At 56.3% G+C, this 16,558-nt stretch carries 17 protein-coding genes and 3 tRNA genes; 9 read left to right on the plus strand and 11 right to left on the minus strand.

The features are described from left to right. Positions 1 to 63: 63 nt before the first annotated feature. From rplT to thrS, 4 genes are all read right to left on the minus strand, one after another. On the minus strand, positions 64 to 420 hold the full coding sequence (gene rplT, locus ACLEIV_RS00210) for a 50S ribosomal protein L20 (protein ID WP_188628857.1): 357 nt from the start codon (positions 418 to 420) through the stop codon (positions 64 to 66). A gap of 14 nt (positions 421 to 434) precedes the next feature. After that, positions 435 to 629: a 50S ribosomal protein L35 gene (gene rpmI / locus ACLEIV_RS00215; protein WP_298722666.1), complete on the minus strand. Its 195-nt coding sequence runs from the start codon at positions 627 to 629 to the stop codon at positions 435 to 437. Between the two features lie 75 nt (positions 630 to 704). Further along, a complete protein-coding gene (gene infC, locus ACLEIV_RS00220; protein WP_298722689.1) occupies positions 705 to 1,247 on the minus strand; it encodes a translation initiation factor IF-3 in 543 nt (180 codons plus the stop codon). Beyond that, complete coding sequence (gene thrS / locus ACLEIV_RS00225) at positions 1,244 to 3,178, minus strand: threonine--tRNA ligase (RefSeq protein ID WP_410454660.1); 1,935 nt, start codon at positions 3,176 to 3,178, stop codon at positions 1,244 to 1,246. The genes infC and thrS overlap by 4 nt, the downstream gene beginning before the upstream one ends. A 381-nt stretch (positions 3,179 to 3,559) precedes the next feature. On the opposite strand from thrS, the gene ACLEIV_RS00230 reads away from it, so the two are divergent. Genes ACLEIV_RS00230 through ACLEIV_RS00240 form a run of 3 tightly spaced genes read left to right on the plus strand, consistent with a single transcriptional unit; the run spans position 3,560 to position 5,409 of the window. After that, the gene (locus ACLEIV_RS00230) at positions 3,560 to 4,423 is read left to right on the plus strand and encodes a fructosamine kinase family protein (RefSeq protein ID WP_410454661.1); all 864 of its coding nucleotides are present in this window, start codon (positions 3,560 to 3,562) and stop codon (positions 4,421 to 4,423) included. An 8-nt stretch (positions 4,424 to 4,431) separates the two neighbouring features. Continuing rightward, on the plus strand, positions 4,432 to 5,178 hold the full coding sequence (locus tag ACLEIV_RS00235) for a pteridine reductase (RefSeq protein ID WP_410454662.1): 747 nt from the start codon (positions 4,432 to 4,434) through the stop codon (positions 5,176 to 5,178). Between the two features lie 27 nt (positions 5,179 to 5,205). Continuing rightward, positions 5,206 to 5,409 carry a CPXCG motif-containing cysteine-rich protein gene (locus ACLEIV_RS00240; RefSeq protein ID WP_410454663.1) on the plus strand — a complete coding sequence of 68 codons (204 nt, stop codon included), beginning with the start codon at positions 5,206 to 5,208 and terminating at the stop codon, positions 5,407 to 5,409. Positions 5,410 to 5,451: 42 nt separating this feature from the next. On the opposite strand, the gene ACLEIV_RS00245 is transcribed toward ACLEIV_RS00240, so the two are convergent. Continuing rightward, a complete protein-coding gene (locus tag ACLEIV_RS00245; RefSeq protein ID WP_410454664.1) occupies positions 5,452 to 6,057 on the minus strand; it encodes a riboflavin synthase subunit alpha in 606 nt (201 codons plus the stop codon). 161 nt (positions 6,058 to 6,218) lie between these two features. On the opposite strand from ACLEIV_RS00245, the gene ACLEIV_RS00250 reads away from it, so the two are divergent. From ACLEIV_RS00250 to ACLEIV_RS00270, 5 genes are all read left to right on the plus strand, one after another. Next, positions 6,219 to 7,607 (plus strand): MATE family efflux transporter, encoded by a 1,389-nt coding sequence (locus ACLEIV_RS00250; protein ID WP_410454665.1) that lies wholly within the window; start codon positions 6,219 to 6,221, stop codon positions 7,605 to 7,607. Continuing rightward, the gene (locus tag ACLEIV_RS00255; RefSeq protein WP_410454666.1) at positions 7,552 to 8,586 is read left to right on the plus strand and encodes a DUF3080 family protein; all 1,035 of its coding nucleotides are present in this window, start codon (positions 7,552 to 7,554) and stop codon (positions 8,584 to 8,586) included. The genes ACLEIV_RS00250 and ACLEIV_RS00255 overlap by 56 nt, the downstream gene beginning before the upstream one ends. A gap of 91 nt (positions 8,587 to 8,677) precedes the next feature. Then, positions 8,678 to 8,754, plus strand: a tRNA-Val gene (locus ACLEIV_RS00260). A gap of 61 nt (positions 8,755 to 8,815) precedes the next feature. Next, positions 8,816 to 8,892: transfer RNA gene (locus tag ACLEIV_RS00265), tRNA-Val, on the plus strand. Positions 8,893 to 8,953: 61 nt separating this feature from the next. Beyond that, a tRNA-Val gene (locus ACLEIV_RS00270) sits at positions 8,954 to 9,030 on the plus strand. 257 nt (positions 9,031 to 9,287) lie between these two features. Here the strand turns inward: ACLEIV_RS00270 and ACLEIV_RS00275 are convergent. The 5 genes from ACLEIV_RS00275 to ACLEIV_RS00295 all read right to left on the minus strand — a co-directional run bounded on the left by ACLEIV_RS00275 (position 9,288) and on the right by ACLEIV_RS00295 (position 13,953). Next, complete coding sequence (locus ACLEIV_RS00275; protein WP_410454667.1) at positions 9,288 to 10,691, minus strand: FAD/NAD(P)-dependent oxidoreductase; 1,404 nt, start codon at positions 10,689 to 10,691, stop codon at positions 9,288 to 9,290. Next, positions 10,678 to 10,995, minus strand: a complete 318-nt coding sequence (locus ACLEIV_RS00280; RefSeq protein WP_410454668.1) for a (2Fe-2S)-binding protein — start codon at positions 10,993 to 10,995, stop codon at positions 10,678 to 10,680. The genes ACLEIV_RS00275 and ACLEIV_RS00280 overlap by 14 nt, the downstream gene beginning before the upstream one ends. Positions 10,996 to 10,998: 3 nt before the next feature. Further along, entirely contained in the window at positions 10,999 to 12,102 is a 1,104-nt protein-coding gene (locus ACLEIV_RS00285) for an NAD(P)/FAD-dependent oxidoreductase (protein WP_410454669.1), read from the minus strand. A gap of 45 nt (positions 12,103 to 12,147) precedes the next feature. After that, entirely contained in the window at positions 12,148 to 12,921 is a 774-nt protein-coding gene (locus ACLEIV_RS00290; protein ID WP_410455077.1) for an ABC transporter substrate-binding protein, read from the minus strand. A 105-nt stretch (positions 12,922 to 13,026) separates the two neighbouring features. Continuing rightward, complete coding sequence (locus ACLEIV_RS00295; protein ID WP_410454670.1) at positions 13,027 to 13,953, minus strand: LysR substrate-binding domain-containing protein; 927 nt, start codon at positions 13,951 to 13,953, stop codon at positions 13,027 to 13,029. A gap of 180 nt (positions 13,954 to 14,133) precedes the next feature. Here ACLEIV_RS00295 and aptA point away from each other — a divergent pair, with 180 nt between their 5' ends. Continuing rightward, entirely contained in the window at positions 14,134 to 15,456 is a 1,323-nt protein-coding gene (gene aptA / locus ACLEIV_RS00300; RefSeq protein WP_410454671.1) for an omega-aminotransferase AptA, read from the plus strand. A 96-nt stretch (positions 15,457 to 15,552) separates the two neighbouring features. Here the strand turns inward: aptA and ACLEIV_RS00305 are convergent, their stop codons facing one another. Next, a complete protein-coding gene (locus tag ACLEIV_RS00305) occupies positions 15,553 to 16,146 on the minus strand; it encodes an FMN-dependent NADH-azoreductase (RefSeq protein ID WP_410454672.1) in 594 nt (197 codons plus the stop codon). Positions 16,147 to 16,558 lie beyond the last annotated feature (412 nt).

Below are 16,558 nucleotides of genomic sequence, written 5' to 3' on the forward strand. Positions count from 1 at the left end.
AGCCCGGCAGGGAGCAACAAAAAAGGAGGCCGGAGCCTCCTTCTTATTTATCGTCTAAACGACTTAAACCAGGGCTTCTTTTGCTTTGGCAACCAAAGCGGTGAAAGTGGTCTTGTCGTGTACGGCGATGTCAGCCAGGATCTTGCGATCGATTTCAACAGAGGCTTTTTTCAGGCCATTGATGAAACGGCTGTATGACAGACCGTTCTGACGGCTTGCCGCGTTGATACGGGCAATCCACAGCTGACGGAACTGACGTTTTTTGGCACGACGGTCACGATAAGCATATTGACCGGCTTTGGTTACTGCCTGTACCGCTACGCGATAGACGCGTGAACGGGCACCGTAATAACCTTTGGCTTGCTTTAATATTTTCTTGTGACGAGCGCGAGCGGTCACACCACGTTTAACTCTTGGCATTGTTCACTATCCTCTTAAGCAGTCGGCAACATGGATTTGATCTGGGCAACATCGGAAGCTGCTACCAGACACTTACCGCGCAGCTGACGCTTACGCTTGGTGCTTTTCTTGGTGAGGATGTGACGCAAATGGGCTTGCTTACGCTTAAAGCCACTCGCGGTTTTTTTAAAGCGCTTTGCAGCGCCTTTGTTTGACTTCATCTTCGGCATAACAACTCCGCATTGTTAATAACAACAAACAGACAAGGCGAGCCGGATAACCATTACCCGGCTACTTGCAAAACCTTACTGTTTTTTCTTCGGGGCAAGCACCATGACAGCCTGACGCCCTTCCAGCTTGGGAAAGGCCTCGACCACGGCCAATTCGTCCAGATCCGTTTTGATACGGTTGAGCAAATCGAAACCGAGCTCCTGGTGCGCCATTTCACGACCGCGAAAACGCAGCGTGACCTTGGCTTTGTTGCCCTCTTCTAAAAAGCGAACCAGGTTGCGTAGTTTTACCTGGTAGTCGCCATCATCTGTACCGGGCCGGAATTTGATTTCCTTGACCTGGATTTGTTTCTGCTTTTTCTTTTGTTCCTTGGTCGCCTTGCTCTTCTCGTAGAGGAACTTGCCGTAGTCCATAAGACGGCAGACGGGCGGCTCGGCATTGGGACTGATTTCCACCAGGTCTACACCTGCAGTGGCTGCAGTTTCGAGAGCCTCAGCAATGGAGACCACACCCATGGGTTCGCCTTCCAGGCCGACTAATCGAACTTCTGGCAGTCGGATTTCTTCATTCAGTCGATTGCGAGGAGCTGGTTTGCTCCCTCTTTTAGCGCCTTTTATAACCTATCCTCCACTGTTTTCTTACCGCGAGTAAGGATCTCCTGCTGTATCAGCGAGGTCAGCTCTTCTACATTGAAGACGCCGAGATCCTGTCCTTTCCGGGTACGAACCGCTACTTTGCCGGCTTCGACTTCTTTGTCGCCGCAAACCAGCATGAAAGGTACCCGCTTCAGAGTATGCTCGCGGATTTTAAAGCCTATCTTCTCATTTCTCAAGTCCGCTTTGGCCCGAATACCAACATTATTCAGGCTGTTAGCCAGATTGAGAGCGTAATCGGCTTGATTATCGGTAATGTTGAGCACGACTACCTGATTTGGAGCCAGCCAAGTCGGGAAAAGACCGGCGTACTCTTCAATCAGGATACCGATAAAACGCTCGATTGACCCTAGGATAGCACGGTGAATCATAACCGGCACGTGCCGTTCGTTATCTTCACCCACATAGCTGGCACCCAGGCGACCCGGGAGCGCGAAGTCGAGCTGAACGGTGCCACACTGCCAGGCCCGGTTCAGGCAGTCGTACAGGGTAAATTCGATTTTGGGACCATAGAAGGCACCCTCGCCCGGTTGCAGATCATATTCGATACCGGCGGCCTTGAGCGCCTGCTCCAGGGCCAGTTCGGCCTGATCCCAGGCCTCGTCGCTGCCGATGCGCTGTTCGGGACGGGTCGACAGCTTGACCGCGATGTTGCTGAAGCCGAAGGTTTCGTAGGTGTCGTACACCATCTGGATACAGGCGGACACTTCTTGCTGGATCTGATCTTCGGTACAGAAGATATGAGCGTCGTCCTGGGTAAAGCCCCGAACCCGCATCAGACCGTGCAAGGCGCCACTCGGTTCATTACGATGGCAGCAACCGAACTCCGCCATGCGCAGCGGCAGATCCCGGTAGGACTTCAGGCCCTGGTTGAAGATCTGCACGTGACCCGGACAGTTCATCGGCTTGATGGCGTAGTCCCGGTTTTCGGAATGAGTGGTAAACATGTTTTCGGCATATTTATCCCAATGACCGGATTTTTCCCATAGCACCCGATCCATCATGAAGGGGCCCTTCACTTCCTCGTACTGATATTCGCGCAGCTTGTCGCGTACGAACTGCTCCAGCTCACGGAAGATGGTCCAGCCGTCGTTGTGCCAGAACACCATGCCCGGCGCTTCTTCCTGCATGTGATAGAGGTCGAGTTGTTTGCCGATTTTACGGTGATCTCGTTTGGCGGCCTCTTCCAACTGCAGCAGGTAACCCTTGAGCGCCTTCTTGTCGGCCCAGGCGGTACCGTAGATACGCTGCAGCATCTTGTTTTTGGCGTCACCACGCCAGTAGGCGCCGGAGACTTTCTGCAGTTTGAAATGCTGGCAGAAGCGCATGTTGGGCACGTGCGGACCACGACACATGTCGACATATTCTTCGTGGTGATAGAGGCCGGGTTTGTCGTCCTGGCTGACGTTCTGATCCAGAATCTCTATCTTGTAAGGTTCATGCCGTTTGGCAAAGGTATCCCGTGCTTCCTGCCAGCTGACCTTTTTCTTGATGACCGCATATTCGGTTTTGGCCAGTTCCAGCATCCGGGTTTCCAGCTTGCTGATGTCTTCTTCGGTCAACACATGGTCGAGATCGATGTCGTAATAGAAACCGTTGTCGATCACCGGACCGATGGCCATTTTGGTCTGAGGCCACAGCTGCTTGATGGCATGACCCAGCAGGTGAGCGCAGGAATGGCGGAGGATGTCCAGACCGTCCTGATCCTTGGCGGTGATGATGGCCAGTTCGGCATCTGCGCTTATCAGCTCACAGGCGTCAACCAATTGACCGTCGATGCGCCCGGCGATACAGGCTTTGGCCAGGCCTGGGCCTATGTCCTGCGCTACGTCCAGCACGGAAACGGCCTGTTCGAAATGGCGTTGGCTACCATCGGGAAGAGTAATTGTCGGCATGAAATGTCCTTAACAGTGGTGCACCCTACCAAAGCGCACATGTAGTGTATGAAGATGAATCTGTATAATGAAAAGCTTCATGGCGGTATCAACCATCTGGCGTACCCTGCCAGTCTGGCGCGCCTTGGGGTGCTAATGCTGCCCGGCGGCACAGGTCGAGAGCCACGGACTTTAGCAGAATTGCTCTTTTCCCGCCATGTCTGCACCACTTTTATGGTGCCCTGCCTCGTGTTATGACAGTCACTTTCCCCCCGATATGGTGTCGACGGCCATGACTGTTTTTCTGCTGGCACAGGCCTGGCTTGGATTTTTATCTCGACGGAGTTTGGTTGTGACGTCCTGACCTATACTGTGGGCAAACCCAGCTCCAGCGGAGGTATTATGTGGCAGGTTATCGCTCATCAGATCTCACAAGCAACCGGCAGTGATTTTACCATCCAAGAGAAAAAATCACTGCCCGGTGGCGATATCCACCAGGCCTTCCGGATTTCGGATGGCCGATGCAGCTATTTCGTCAAGCTGAATAACAAGGAGCGGGTGGATATGTTTCGCGGTGAATGGACCAGCCTGGATCATCTGCGGCGTAGCCAGACGGTGACCATTCCCAGGCCCATCTGTAGCGGCACCACCGCCAGCACCAGCTTTCTGGTGCTGGAATACCTGTCTTTCGGTGATGCGGACGAAGAGGACTGGTATATGCTCGGCCGTCAGCTGGCTCATCTGCACCAGAGTCAGCATCAGCCGATGTATGGCTGGGATGAAGACAATTTTCTCGGCTTGTCGGTACAACCCAATAGCTGGCACAAGAAATGGGCTACCTTTTTTGCCGAACAGCGCATCGGTTGGCAGCTGAAGTTGCTGGAAGAAAAAAACATCCGGCTGGGAGATATTGAAGAAATTATCGGGGGCATCAAGTTGCATCTGATCCATCACCAGCCGCGTGCCTCCCTGCTGCACGGTGACCTCTGGCGGGGTAATGTTTCCTTTTGTGAGCACATGGGCGTGGTATTTGATCCGGCGAGCTATTTTGGTGACCGAGAAACCGATATCGCCATGACCGAACTGTTTGGCCAGTTCCCTCAGGTCTTTTATCAGGGTTACAATAGAGTCTGGCCGTTGGAAGAGGGTTACAGAGAGCGGCGAGAGATTTACAACCTCTACCATTTACTGAATCATGTTAACCATTTCGGCGAGCCTTATCTCGCTCAGGCCAAAGACAGCCTGTATCGTATTATTGCCAGTTAGGAGATGTTATGCCGCACCCCGTGGTATTGATTACCGGTGCCGCCAAACGCATCGGTGCCGAAATGAGCCGCCATTTGCATCAGCAGGGATATCGACTGGTGCTGCACTATCACCGTAGTGAAGAAGTGGCCACCGCCCTGATGCAGGAACTGAATGCCGTTCGGCCAGATAGTGTTCGTCTGCTATGCCAGGATTTGACCCGACTCGATGAGTTGAACGACATGGCCGACAAGGCCCTGGGTTACTTCGGGCGCCTCGACGGTTTGATCAACAATGCCTCCAGTTTTTACCCCACTCCTTTCGGTGAAGGCACGCCGGCGCAATGGCAGGATCTGGCCGCTACCAATGCCGCTGCCCCCTACTTTCTGATCCAGGCCCTGGCACCGGCATTGAGAGACAGCCGGGGATCCATCATCAACATGGTGGATATTCATGCCGAAAAAGGGCTGAAACATCATCTGTTGTATACCATGGCGAAAAATGCCCTGGCTACCCTCACCCGGGGGTTGGCGGAAGAGTTGGCACCGGCAATTCGGGTCAACGGCATCGCGCCAGGCGCCATTATCTGGCCGGCCCATGCCTTGACCGAGCAGCAGAAACAGCAGGTGCTGGCGACCATCCCCATGGCTCGTCTGGGTCAGCCCGGGGAAATTGCCGAGACGGCCGCCTTTTTGCTGGCAGGACCCCGTTACCTGACCGGGCAGATCATTGCCCTCGATGGTGGTCGCTCCAGCCGAGGGCTACCCGAAGCCTGAGTTGAAACCAATATAAGGAAAAACCCGATGCGAGACTATTTTGAGCAAAATATCCTGTGCCCTCACTGTGGTCATCATACTCGCATCGTGGTGGATGCTTCCGAAGGTGATCAGGACTATTACGAAGACTGCATGGCCTGCTGCAATGCCATGCATATCGTGGTCAAACGTAATGAATTAAGTGATAGTGTCGAGCTGAGCGTCGATGCGGATGATGAGCAGTATTTCTAATCTGTGTTGTGTTGAAGGAACTCTCTGTATGTTGGCATAACATTATCGAGTTTCCATCATCCGCGCTACCGTATCGACAATCGCTTGGGTTTGCGGGTCAATTTCGATGTTGACCGGATAACCGGGCTCAATATAACCCAAGTTGGTGCGTGACAAGGTTTCCGGGATCAGATGCACCGCAAAGCGGTCTTCCCGTATGGCTCCCAGCGTCAGGCTGATGCCGTCGATGCCGATATACCCCTTGGTAAAGACGTATCTGGCAAGGCCGGCCGGCAACGCAAACCAGAGTGTGGTATTAGTTTGCGTTTCTTCTCGTTCCAACAGGGCGCTCTGGGCCATGATATGGCCGGACATGGCGTGCCCGCCTATTTCGTCGCCAAAACGCGCCGCTCGTTCCAGGTTGACGCTGTCGCCCACACCTAACCGCCCCAGGTTGGTTACCCGCAGAGTTTCCTGCATCAAGTCAAACGCGACCCGGTCACCCTCGATGGCGGTGACCGTCAGACAACAGCCGTTGTGAGCCACGGAAGCGCCCAGCTCCAGCCCGGGCAGCATGGCCTGAGGCAATTGCACAAGGTGCGTACGAAAGTCCTGTTTATCGATGATGTCGAGCAAGATGCCCTGCCCCTGTACTATTCCGGTGAACATGAATCTTTTCCATCTAAAAATCAGTTGAAGATAGTGGGAATATGCCTTCATCAAGGCTATATTCCCATAAATTGCCTATATCCCATGTGTTTTCCACTTTTTATCGGTTTCCGAGCCCTGCTCTTGGCAACCTTATCCCTTTTATTGCAAGCGAGAACCAGATGGCCTTCAAGCCTTATATTGCCGAAATTCCCCGTTTGTTACGCCTGTGCGGCCCCATCATGGTGGCGCAAGTCGCACAAACCACCATGAGCTTTGTCGATACCGTCATGGCCGGTCAGGTCAGTGCCACCGATTTGGCGGCGGTGGCGGTGGCCACCAGTTTCTGGCTGCCGCTGATCCTGCTGGTGCAGGGGGTAATTATGGCGTTGACGCCCATCATATCGCAATTAAATGGTGCTCGTCGTCATGGAGAAATAGCCGGAGCCGTGCATCAGGGGTTCTGGCTGACCATACTGGTGACACTACCAGCCATGCTGGCATTGTATTACTCGCCGCTCACCCTGCACTGGATGGACGTAGACCCGCTGCTGGCCGATAAAACCGCCGGTTACCTGCATAGTATCCTGTGGGGCATGCCCGCCTATGCGTTATATCAGGTATTGCGTAACTTCAGCGAGGGACTGTCCCATACCATGCCGACCATGCTCATCGGCTTTATCGGTCTGGCTGTCAACGTGCCGGCCAATTACATCCTGATCCATGGCAAGCTGGGGTTGCCGGCCCTCGGTGGCGTTGGCTGTGGTTATGCCTCTGCCCTGGTATTCTGGGTCATGCTGGTGGCCATGGTTATCTACACTCGCCGCTCCCCCCTGTTGCAACCGTTTTCCATTTTTACCCGCCTGAGTCCCCCCGATTGGCCCCGGATTGGCCGTCTCTTTCGCCTGGGTTTTCCCATCGCCATGGCCATTTTCTGCGAAGTCACCCTGTTTACCGTGGTGGCGCTGTTATTGTCGCCCTTTGGTTCGGAGGTGGTGGCCGGCCATCAGGTTGCCATCAACTTTTCCAGCATGATTTTCATGATCCCTCTGAGTCTGGGAATGGCCATGACCATCCGTGTGGGTCACAGCCTGGGCGAGAACAAAGCCCATCAGGCCAGAGTCATCAGCATCACCGGCATCGTATTCGGCTGTCTGCTGGCGGTACTGACCGCCCTGGCAACCGTTCTGGGCCGCCACTGGATCAGCGGTTTCTATACCGACGACAGCGTCGTACTGGAACTGGCGGCCAGCTTGCTGCTACTGGCCTCGCTATATCAAATTTCCGACTCGGCCCAGGTCATCACCGCCGCCGCCCTGCGCGGTTATAAAGATACCCAGGCCATCTTTTACATTACCTTTGTGGCCTATTGGCTGTGCGGCCTGCCGGTGGGCATGGTGCTGGGCCTGACCGATTGGCTGGTACCGGCCATGGGGCCACACGGCTTCTGGATTGGTTTTCTGATAGGCTTGTCGGTAGCGGCACTGATGTTGATATGGCGGTTGCGGATTATCTATGAGCGGATTGAACATCGCAGTCGGGCTGGCTTGCCTTTGGTTGACGGCATGTAGTCCTTCCAACGAACTCGAAGACCACTTTCAGATCTATCTGAAACGAATTGCCCATGTGCTGGAGGTCGCGGAGCCCACCTTGAGCCCGGCGGCAGCCCTGCCACCGCTGCCCCCCCAGCGAGTATTACAACAACAGCAGCCTAGAATTAGCACCAGGCTGCTTGATGCTTTCAAGCTGGGTCGATGCGGTTTGCTGGACATCGTCGGTGAGCACAACAGTCCGGTCGGCAAGAGCCAGAGCGCCGCCGGACAACTGCTTTATCACCTGCAGTTTCAACGGGGGCTGCAACATTGTATCGCCAACAGCGATGATCCGGAATTAACGGACTGGCTGCATGATATTGCCGCCCGAAAGACGCCGTTGTTACCCGGTTATTACTGGAACATGATGGCGGCGGAGCCGGATATTCGCGCCGCCCTTACTCCTCGCCTGCGTACCCTGGCTTTCAACCAACAAACCGGCTACCAGGAAACGGTCAATGCCTTCCGTCTGTTCGAGCGGCTGCAGGCCGAGGTTCAAGGCCAACCCAGCATCGGTCTGCTGACTCCGAATGAATTAAACCAGGCGCTGAGTGGTCTTTATCGCAATGATTATCTTGGCCGGTTGTTTTATTCCCTGCACAGTGCCGCTCACTATCTCGACCAGAGTCTGGTTTTTCTGCAACAACTTGAACGGGTTGATTGCTTCCGAGGTGGCAAGATTCGGGCCGATCGGCTGCGTAATGCCATGCAGCGCTATTATATCGAAGACATTCAACGCTATTTCGGCCAGATCGACAGACAGTTTGTACAGTTGGCGCCCTTGTTGCAAAACACGCTGACCCCGCCCCCGGCAAGGCTGGAGCCGATGACCCTTTATCGTGAACATTTTGCTCAAGGGCTGCACAGCGAAATCTATCGTCGCTATCGTACTCTTGTCCTGGAGCATGCCCGACGGTGGCAACGCTTTCTGCAGCGGTGTGATATTTCACCGACTTGAACAATAGTTCTTCATCCGCTTGTTTCGGCAGAAAAAACGCTTGCCCCCCTCCGAGCGCTTGGCTAGTATACCGCTCGCTTCAAGGCGACAGGCGTCCTTAGCTCAGTTGGTTAGAGCACTACCTTGACATGGTAGGGGTCGGTGGTTCGAATCCACTAGGACGCACCATTTTTATTTGGCAATAAGCCTGTAAAAGCTCCTTGAAACAACAGCTTAACATCAAGATTCTGCGTCCTTAGCTCAGCTGGTTAGAGCACTACCTTGACATGGTAGGGGTCGGTGGTTCGAATCCACTAGGACGCACCACTTTTGTTTGGCAATAAGCCTGTAAAAGTTCCTTGAAACAACAGTTTAACAACAAGATTCTGCGTCCTTAGCTCAGCTGGTTAGAGCACTACCTTGACATGGTAGGGGTCGGTGGTTCGAATCCACTAGGACGCACCAGATTCCAAAAAAGCGCACTCACCTGAGTGCGCTTTTTTGCATTGTGCTCTCCCCTGCCGGCTTGCCGCCAACAATAACCGAACCCTGATGCTGAACCGGCACTTGGTGTGCGGTTGTATCCAAAGATCAGGCGTATCTACCGGACTAATCATGGCTCCGATATTGCCTCGGATTTGGTAATTAAAATCTTTGTATGTTGGCATAATATGTGTGTGCAGCCGATGCCGGTTACGCTCTTCGTGCCAATCACACTCATATTACTCCCGCACCACCGGCTCCGGTGGCTGATCCAGACTCGCCAGCTCGTCCAGGGTCAGGGGCTTGACCGGAGCGCGCAGGCGGTAATAGCCGCCCTGTTCTACTGTTTGCCCCTGCAATCGGGCCATCAGCTCCGAGACCACCAGCCCGCACTGACGGCCCTGGCAGGGCCCCATGCCACAGCGGGTAAAACTCTTCAGCTGGTTGGGCCCCATGCAGCCCTGGTTAACGGCACGGCGCATGTCGCCCAGGCTCACCTCTTCACAGCGACACACCAGTACCTCGTCCTGTGCGGGCAGGCGCAAGGCATCTGACGGGCGATAGAGCAAGTCGATAAAACGACGAAAGGCCTGTTCCCGCTTCAGCTGACGACGCAGCGCCCTGGCCCCCTCATCGCGTTCGGCCCGGGTTAGGCGGCCCTGGGTATGGGCCAGCTGCTGCACTGCCAGCCGCCCTTTCAGCGCCGCCGCCACGGCCCCCCCTATGCCCCCGCCGTCGCCGATAATCCGGATGTGCGGCTGCGAGCTTTGCCCCCAGTCATCCAGCACCGGTTGCCAGCACAATTGCTGTTCGCTCCACACGTGTTCACAGCCGCTGGCCATGGCCAGGTTCACACCGGGCACCACGCCCTGATGCAGAAACAACTGTTCAGTTTCAAGCTGCTGTAACTGCCCGCCGGCCTGGTAGGTCACCCGGCTCAGTACGCCGTCTTCGGCGCTGGCGGCCAGTTCGGTGACTCCGCGAACAAAGGGAATGCCGGCGGCGCGAATGTCCCGCAGCAGTTTCAGCCCCTTCCACAGATATCCGGCCCCGCACAGAGCGCCGTCCAGGGCGCCAAGAGCATGACGATAATTGGCGGCCGCCGTGGTATCCAGCACGGCTCCGACCTTGACCCCTGCCTGCAAATACTGCCACACCACCAGATAAAGCAGGGGCCCGCAGCCGGCAAACACGGCGCCGTCGGCCGCCAGCCCCGGGGTTTTCAGCAGAATTTGCGCCGATCCGGCGGTCATTACCCCGGGCAGGGTCCAGCCGGGGATGGGAAAGGGCCGCTCCTGGGCGCCGTTGGCAATCATCACCTGACGCGCCTGTATTGAGGCGGCCTTGCCTTCCCGGCTGTAATATACCCGGCCATCGCGGTCGAGCTGCCACACCTGGGTGTTCGGCAAATACCGACAACCGCTGTCGGCAACCTCGTCAGCCAGGGTATGTCCCGCATAATAGTCGGGTCCCAGAATGCGTGGATCGGCCAGCGAGGGCTGGCCTATGTTGCGATAAATCTGGCCGCCAACCCGGGGTTGTTCGTCCAGCAGCACCGCCTCCAGGCCCAGACGACCCGCCTCGATGGCCGCCGCCATGCCCGCAGGGCCGGCACCGACAATGGCCAGATCAGCATCCATCATCGAGCTCCTCTCCAGGATACTGCTCTTTCGACAAAGACAAACGAACCCGCATCTCCGGCTGCACCTCGGTCAGACACCCCTGTCGATTGGGGATACCGTCGATGTCGACCAGACATTCGAAACAGATCCCCATCATGCAATAAGGGCCCCGCGGACGGCCGGACACCGGGCTGGCGCGATTGGCCTTGTATCCCAGCGTCAGCAAGGCGGCGGCGACCGTATAACCGGTGGGTATCTGCCGGGGTTGATCGTCGACATACAGGGTCTGGGAGGGGCGTTGCTGCCCGCTGACATCCTTGAACATGGCTTAATCCTTGAATCGTTGGGGAGTGAAGGCATCCAGTGACAGTCTTAGCCGAGGGGCCATCAGCATCGGCGCCAGCGTCAGGGCGTGCACCGCCGCCAGGGTGACGCCGCTGTGAGAGCTGACGGCATGGGCCCGCGGCCCCGGATCCCGGTTTTGTTCATACACCGGATAACCATCCGGACTCAACACCCTCAGCGCTCCCCAGCCTCGCACTATGTGCCGGTGGCGCAATGCGGGCAGCAGAGAAATGGCGCGCCGGGCCAGTTGCGCCATCACCTGCGGGGTATTGCCGTCATCCAGGCCGACCTGCTCGGATGAATCGCCAATCTGGATGGATCCCTCCCCGGTCTGGCGCAGGTAGAGGGACGGATAATTCAGCAACTTGGGCAGGCGTTCGGTGATCAGCAACTGGCCCCGCTGGGGAATAAGGGGTTGCGACAAGCCGACCATGGGCGCCAGCCGGCGATTATCGAGCCCCGCCGCCAGCACCAGTTGCCCGGCCCGTATCGGCCCCTGCTCCGTATGCAGCACAAAGCCATCATGCGTGGTCTCTATGTTCAGTACATGATGACGGGGTCGGTAGTGGCCACCTTTGGCCACAAAGCCCGCCTGCAGGGCCCGCAGTAGATACAGCGGGTTAACGTGACCGTCGTTGGGCGAGTAGCAGGCTCCGGGAATATTGACGTCGATATGGGGCTCCAGCCTGGCCAGCTGGGTGGGGCTCAGAAACTGATACTCGAAGTCGCCGTCACTGATGGCCGCCTGTTGCGCCAGCTCGAGCCGATAGGCCTCCAGCTCCGGCTCGTCAAGGCAGTAATGAATACCGCCGCGCCGACGAAACTGCACATCGATGCCGGTCAGCTCGGTCAGTTCGGCGGCAAAGTCCGGCCACAGCCGGCAGGAGTCCAGGGTCCAGCGAGCATAGGCAGGAAACTCCGCCCCCTTGCCCTGTACCCACAGCAGGCCGAAGTTGCCCCGGGCCGCCCGCAGCCCCTGATCTCCCTCATCCAGCATCAGCGTCTCTATGCCTTGCCGGGCCAGGCCATATCCCAGCGCCGCCCCGACCATGCCGCCGCCGATCACGACGACCCGGCTAGCCCTCATGCGTCTTCACCATGAATGTAGCCGCCATGCTTAGCCACCCTTAATTCAGCCACCATAGATATCGAACTCGAAATATTTGTCCTGGATCTGCTGATAGACACCGTTGTTGCGGATGGCCTTGATGGCGTCATTGAATTTTTCGCGCAGCGCGTCATCCTGCTTGCGAACGGCGATACCCACGCCCTCACCAAACCATTCCTTCTCGGTAATGAGAGGGCCGGTAAAGGCGAAATCGCCGCCGTTTTCCTTCTCCAGCAGGCCGCTTTCGATGGCCGGGATGTTGTTGAACACCAGATCGACACGACCGGAAATCAGATCCAGAAAGGCATTTTCCGGGGAGCCGTAACGTTTGATATCCGCGCCCTCGAAATTATCGGCGACATATTTTTCATGGGTGCTGGAGCCCTGCACACCCACGGATTTTCCTTTCAGACCCGCTTTGTCAAAACTGAATTCGGTTCCCTGTTTGGCCACGAAGCGCGAAGATATCTGATAGTACTTGTCGGTGAAGTCGACCTTGAGTTTACGCTCCGCGGTAATCGACATGGAGGCGACAATGGCGTCGAACTTCCGCGCCAGCAACGAGGGGATCATGCCGTCCCATTCCTGCGTGACCAGGGAGCATTTAACCTGCATCTGCTCACAGAGGGCGTTGGCCATGTCGATATCAAATCCTTTCAGCTCCCCTTCCGTGGTGGTCCAGCTATAAGGAGGATAGGCTCCTTCTACCGCAATCCGCACCTGCTTCCATTCCTTGGCGGTAACCGGCCCTGCGGTCATCAGGGTGGCCGTAGCCAGCGCAATCATCTTCATATTCATCATGAACTCCTTGTCATCGGTGACAGACGCTTGTCAGTGCTCAATTTATAAGTGCGCCGGTCGCCGGGTACCAATGCCGTTTGCCGATCAGGGTATGTCTGGATGTTATAGGCTGTCGCTCCTGTCATAACGCAGACGGATCCCGGCGGCCTCTGCCTGAGTGAACAGGGAGTCTACAAAGGCACGCGCCAGATCGGATATCGGACGAAAGGCGGGATACAGGATCTGGAACCGGTAGGGAATCCGAGGATGAAAGGCGCAGATGACGATGTTCAAGCCACTGCGCTGCGCATGCCGGGCGGTGAAGGGGTCGACCACCGCCACGCCCAGCCCTTCGGCTACCAGAGACGCCGCGACCGAGGCGAAGGAGACCTCAACCACATCCTGGCTGTGGATGCCGGCCAGCTGAAACTCCCGATCCAATGCCTGCTGGGCCGAATCGCTGTTTTCATAACGGATAAAAGGTACCCCGGACAGATCCGCCGGCGTCAGGCAGGCAGCCGTTGCCAGTTTGCTGTCGGCCGGAACAATGCAGACACAGTCTCCCCACACCGGAATGGCCGTCACGCTGTCACTGCCGATCTCGGTATCGGCGAAGCCCAGATCACAAGACTGGATCTCGGTACGCCTGAGCACTTCTTCCGACCGATAGCTCTTCAGCGATGCCTTGAGCCCGGGGGTTTCCCGCATCAGCCATCCGAGGATCGCCGGCAGGAAGCTGTCAGACAACATGGGAAAGGCGGTGATATGCAGGCTGCCATGATGCTGCTCGGCAATGTCCCGTGCACTGTGTTCGAGATGTTCCAGCGCCGAGAACGCCTTGCCTACCTCCTGGTAGAAGGCCCGTCCCTTGTCGGTAGGCACCAGACGCCCCCGTATGCGCTGAAACAGGGCAAAACCGAGCTGATGCTCCAGGCTGGCTACCAGTCGGCTGATGGCCGGCTGGGTAACATGAATATGAGCCGATGCCGCCATCATGGTGCCGAGCTCATAGACGGCCTTGAAGGCGTTGAGCTGCTGAAACTTTATCATCGAACACATTCCTCTCTGTCACTGAACTGTCATCCGTCCGTTCATGTTGAAGCCAGTCAAACTGAACATTGAAACGCCATGATTTTTCAAACTTTTTAAATTTCGCACACTGCTCCCATCAACAAAACCGAAAACAAGCCGCACAACAAGCGGATAACCAGAGTCTGAGGGAGTGCCACAATGAATACCAACGAATTAGCCGCCCACTGGATGCCATTCACCCCCAACAAGGGATTCAAGGCAAAGCCGCGTATGCTTACCGGCGCCAAGGGCATGTACTGGACCACCGACGATCGGCGCCAGGTACTGGACATGACCGCCGGCCTCTGGTGCTGTAACGCCGGCCACGGGCATCCGCATATCGCCGAGGCCATCGCCCAGCAGGCCAGAACCCTGGATTATGCACCCTGCTTCGGCTTCGGCCACCCGCTGTCCTTCGAGCTGTCGGAGCGTCTGGCCAGGCTGGCGCCGGGCAACCTGAACAAGGTGTTTTATACCAACTCCGGTTCCGAGTCGGTGGACACCGCCATGAAGATGGCGCTGGCCTACCATCAGGCCCGGGGGCATGGCGGCAAGCAGCTGTTTATCGGTCGGGAGCGCGGCTACCACGGCGTCAACTTCGGCGGCATTTCTGTGGGGGGGATCACCAATAATCACAAGGCCTTCGGCCAGTGGATCCCCAACGACCATCTGTCCCATACCCAGGATCTGGAACTGAATGCCTTCTCCCGCGGCCTACCTCTGCACGGTGGCGTGGAAAAAGCCAATGAACTGGAAAAACTGATCAAGCGCCACGACGCCAGCCGCATCGCCGCCGTCATCATAGAGCCGATCACCGGTGCCGGTGGTGTATTGCCGCCTCCGCTCGGCTACCTGAAGCGTATTCGGGAAATCTGTGACCAGCACGGCATTCTGCTGATCTTCGACGAGGTGATCTGTGGCTTCGGCCGTACCGGCGACGTCTTCGCCAGCCAGACCTTCGAGGTAGTACCGGACATCATGACCACCGCCAAGGGCCTGACCAACGGCGCCGCCCCCATGGGTGCGGTACTGGCCGGGGATCATATCTATGAGGCGGTGGTGGAAGGTGCCGGTGCCGGAGTGGAGTTCTTTCACGGCTACACCTATTCGGCCCACCCGCTGGCCTGTGCCGCCGCCATGGCCACTCTGGACGTGTATGAGCAGGAAGGTCTGTATCGACGCGGTGCCGCCGATGGCGACATCTCCCGCTACTTCGAGCAAGGCCTGCACAGCCTGAAAGGCCTGCCGGGCGTCGTAGATGTCCGCAACTACTCGCTGATTGCCGCCGTCGAATTCGAACCGCTGTCCGGCCAGCCCGGCGCCACCGGGGGGCTTATCCAGACCGCCGCCTGGGAACAGGGCATGATGCTGCGCTCTTTGGGCGACGCCATCGCCATGTCGCCGCCGCTGATCATCGAGAAAGAGCATGTGGATCAGACCATCGGCATACTGGAGTGCAGCATCAAGCAGCACTTTGGCTGAAGCTGTTGAGACAGATGAGTCAAACAAAGTGGTAACATAAAAAAGGGACTGCCATGGCAGTCCCTTTTGCTGGTGAACAGCCTGCCTTATGACGACTCAGACGGTTGCTACCAACTCATCAAGCTGTTGCCGGGCATGTTTCAAACCGGTCTGCTGCGCTTCTTTTCCCATACCCATGGCCTCCGCATAGACGAACTCGACATCATCGATACCGATAAAGCCCAATACGGTGCTCAGATAAGGCGTGACCATATCGTGAAGGCTGTCTTTATGTCTGCCGCCGCTGGTGGTTACCACCACCGCCTTCTTGCCGGTCAACAGACCTTGGGATCCCCGCTCGGTATAGCGAAAGGTCACACCGGCACGACAGATAAGATCAATCCAGGCCTTGAGCTGGACCGGAATATGGAAATTGTACATGGGAGCTGCAATCACCAGGGTATCGGCCGTCTTCAGTTCTTCCACCAGCAAATCCGACAACGCCAGCAACGCCTGTTGCTGCTCGCTCAGATCTTCACCGCCCCGCAGTGCCGTGGCGCCGGCACCGTCCAGCATCGGCAGCGGCTCGGCGGCCAGATCGCGTAACGCTATGCGGTCGCTGCCCATCCGCTCAACCATATAATCAATCAATTTTGATGACTGCGAGTATTCACCCAGGATGCTGGATTTCAGTACCAGTGTCGTCGTCATTTTCTCCGTCCTCGTTTAATAAATTTATTAAATATCAATGTGTTGACATCAAAAGGCAGCCAGCACGGCAGAATGTGCCCTTACTTTAAGCCAGCGAGGCAGAGAGAGAAATCGGAAATTTACGATCAAGAACATCAATTTTTTTGAATGATGAGATGTCGACAGGGATCTATTTACGTAAACGTAAGCAGTGATTTATTAATCTGCGAAAAAAAAGAAAACCCTCGCAAGCGAGGGCAAAACAAACGGAAACGTGCTTAAACAGAGCTACACATCACACCTAACAAGTTGCCTACTCAGCTGTAGCAAATAGCCAGGCCTTAATGCCAGTCCAATCTAACCGGACGAAAATGTGAAGTCAACGTAAAAAAATCACAAATTACTCGATTGAACAGCAAACAAGCACGATAAT

The sequence above is a fragment of the Oceanisphaera submarina genome, assembly GCF_046521305.1.
Taxonomy (GTDB): Bacteria; Pseudomonadota; Gammaproteobacteria; order Enterobacterales; family Aeromonadaceae; genus Oceanimonas; species Oceanimonas submarina.

Excerpts from the sequence above, each read along its gene's own strand:
- rplT (WP_188628857.1), bottom strand. The coding sequence starts at position 420 with ATGCCAAGAGTTAAACGTGGTGTGACCGCTCGCGCTCGTCACAAGAAA.
- rpmI (WP_298722666.1), bottom strand. The coding sequence starts at position 629 with ATGCCGAAGATGAAGTCAAACAAAGGCGCTGCAAAGCGCTTTAAAAAA.
- thrS (WP_410454660.1), bottom strand. The coding sequence starts at position 3,178 with ATGCCGACAATTACTCTTCCCGATGGTAGCCAACGCCATTTCGAACAG.
- ACLEIV_RS00230 (WP_410454661.1), top strand. The coding sequence starts at position 3,560 with ATGTGGCAGGTTATCGCTCATCAGATCTCACAAGCAACCGGCAGTGAT.
- ACLEIV_RS00235 (WP_410454662.1), top strand. The coding sequence starts at position 4,432 with ATGCCGCACCCCGTGGTATTGATTACCGGTGCCGCCAAACGCATCGGT.
- ACLEIV_RS00240 (WP_410454663.1), top strand. The coding sequence starts at position 5,206 with ATGCGAGACTATTTTGAGCAAAATATCCTGTGCCCTCACTGTGGTCAT.
- ACLEIV_RS00245 (WP_410454664.1), bottom strand. The coding sequence starts at position 6,057 with ATGTTCACCGGAATAGTACAGGGGCAGGGCATCTTGCTCGACATCATC.
- ACLEIV_RS00250 (WP_410454665.1), top strand. The coding sequence starts at position 6,219 with ATGGCCTTCAAGCCTTATATTGCCGAAATTCCCCGTTTGTTACGCCTG.
- ACLEIV_RS00255 (WP_410454666.1), top strand. The coding sequence starts at position 7,552 with ATGAGCGGATTGAACATCGCAGTCGGGCTGGCTTGCCTTTGGTTGACG.
- ACLEIV_RS00275 (WP_410454667.1), bottom strand. The coding sequence starts at position 10,691 with ATGATGGATGCTGATCTGGCCATTGTCGGTGCCGGCCCTGCGGGCATG.
- ACLEIV_RS00280 (WP_410454668.1), bottom strand. The coding sequence starts at position 10,995 with ATGTTCAAGGATGTCAGCGGGCAGCAACGCCCCTCCCAGACCCTGTAT.
- ACLEIV_RS00285 (WP_410454669.1), bottom strand. The coding sequence starts at position 12,102 with ATGAGGGCTAGCCGGGTCGTCGTGATCGGCGGCGGCATGGTCGGGGCG.
- ACLEIV_RS00290 (WP_410455077.1), bottom strand. The coding sequence starts at position 12,921 with ATGAATATGAAGATGATTGCGCTGGCTACGGCCACCCTGATGACCGCA.
- ACLEIV_RS00295 (WP_410454670.1), bottom strand. The coding sequence starts at position 13,953 with ATGATAAAGTTTCAGCAGCTCAACGCCTTCAAGGCCGTCTATGAGCTC.
- aptA (WP_410454671.1), top strand. The coding sequence starts at position 14,134 with ATGAATACCAACGAATTAGCCGCCCACTGGATGCCATTCACCCCCAAC.
- ACLEIV_RS00305 (WP_410454672.1), bottom strand. The coding sequence starts at position 16,146 with ATGACGACGACACTGGTACTGAAATCCAGCATCCTGGGTGAATACTCG.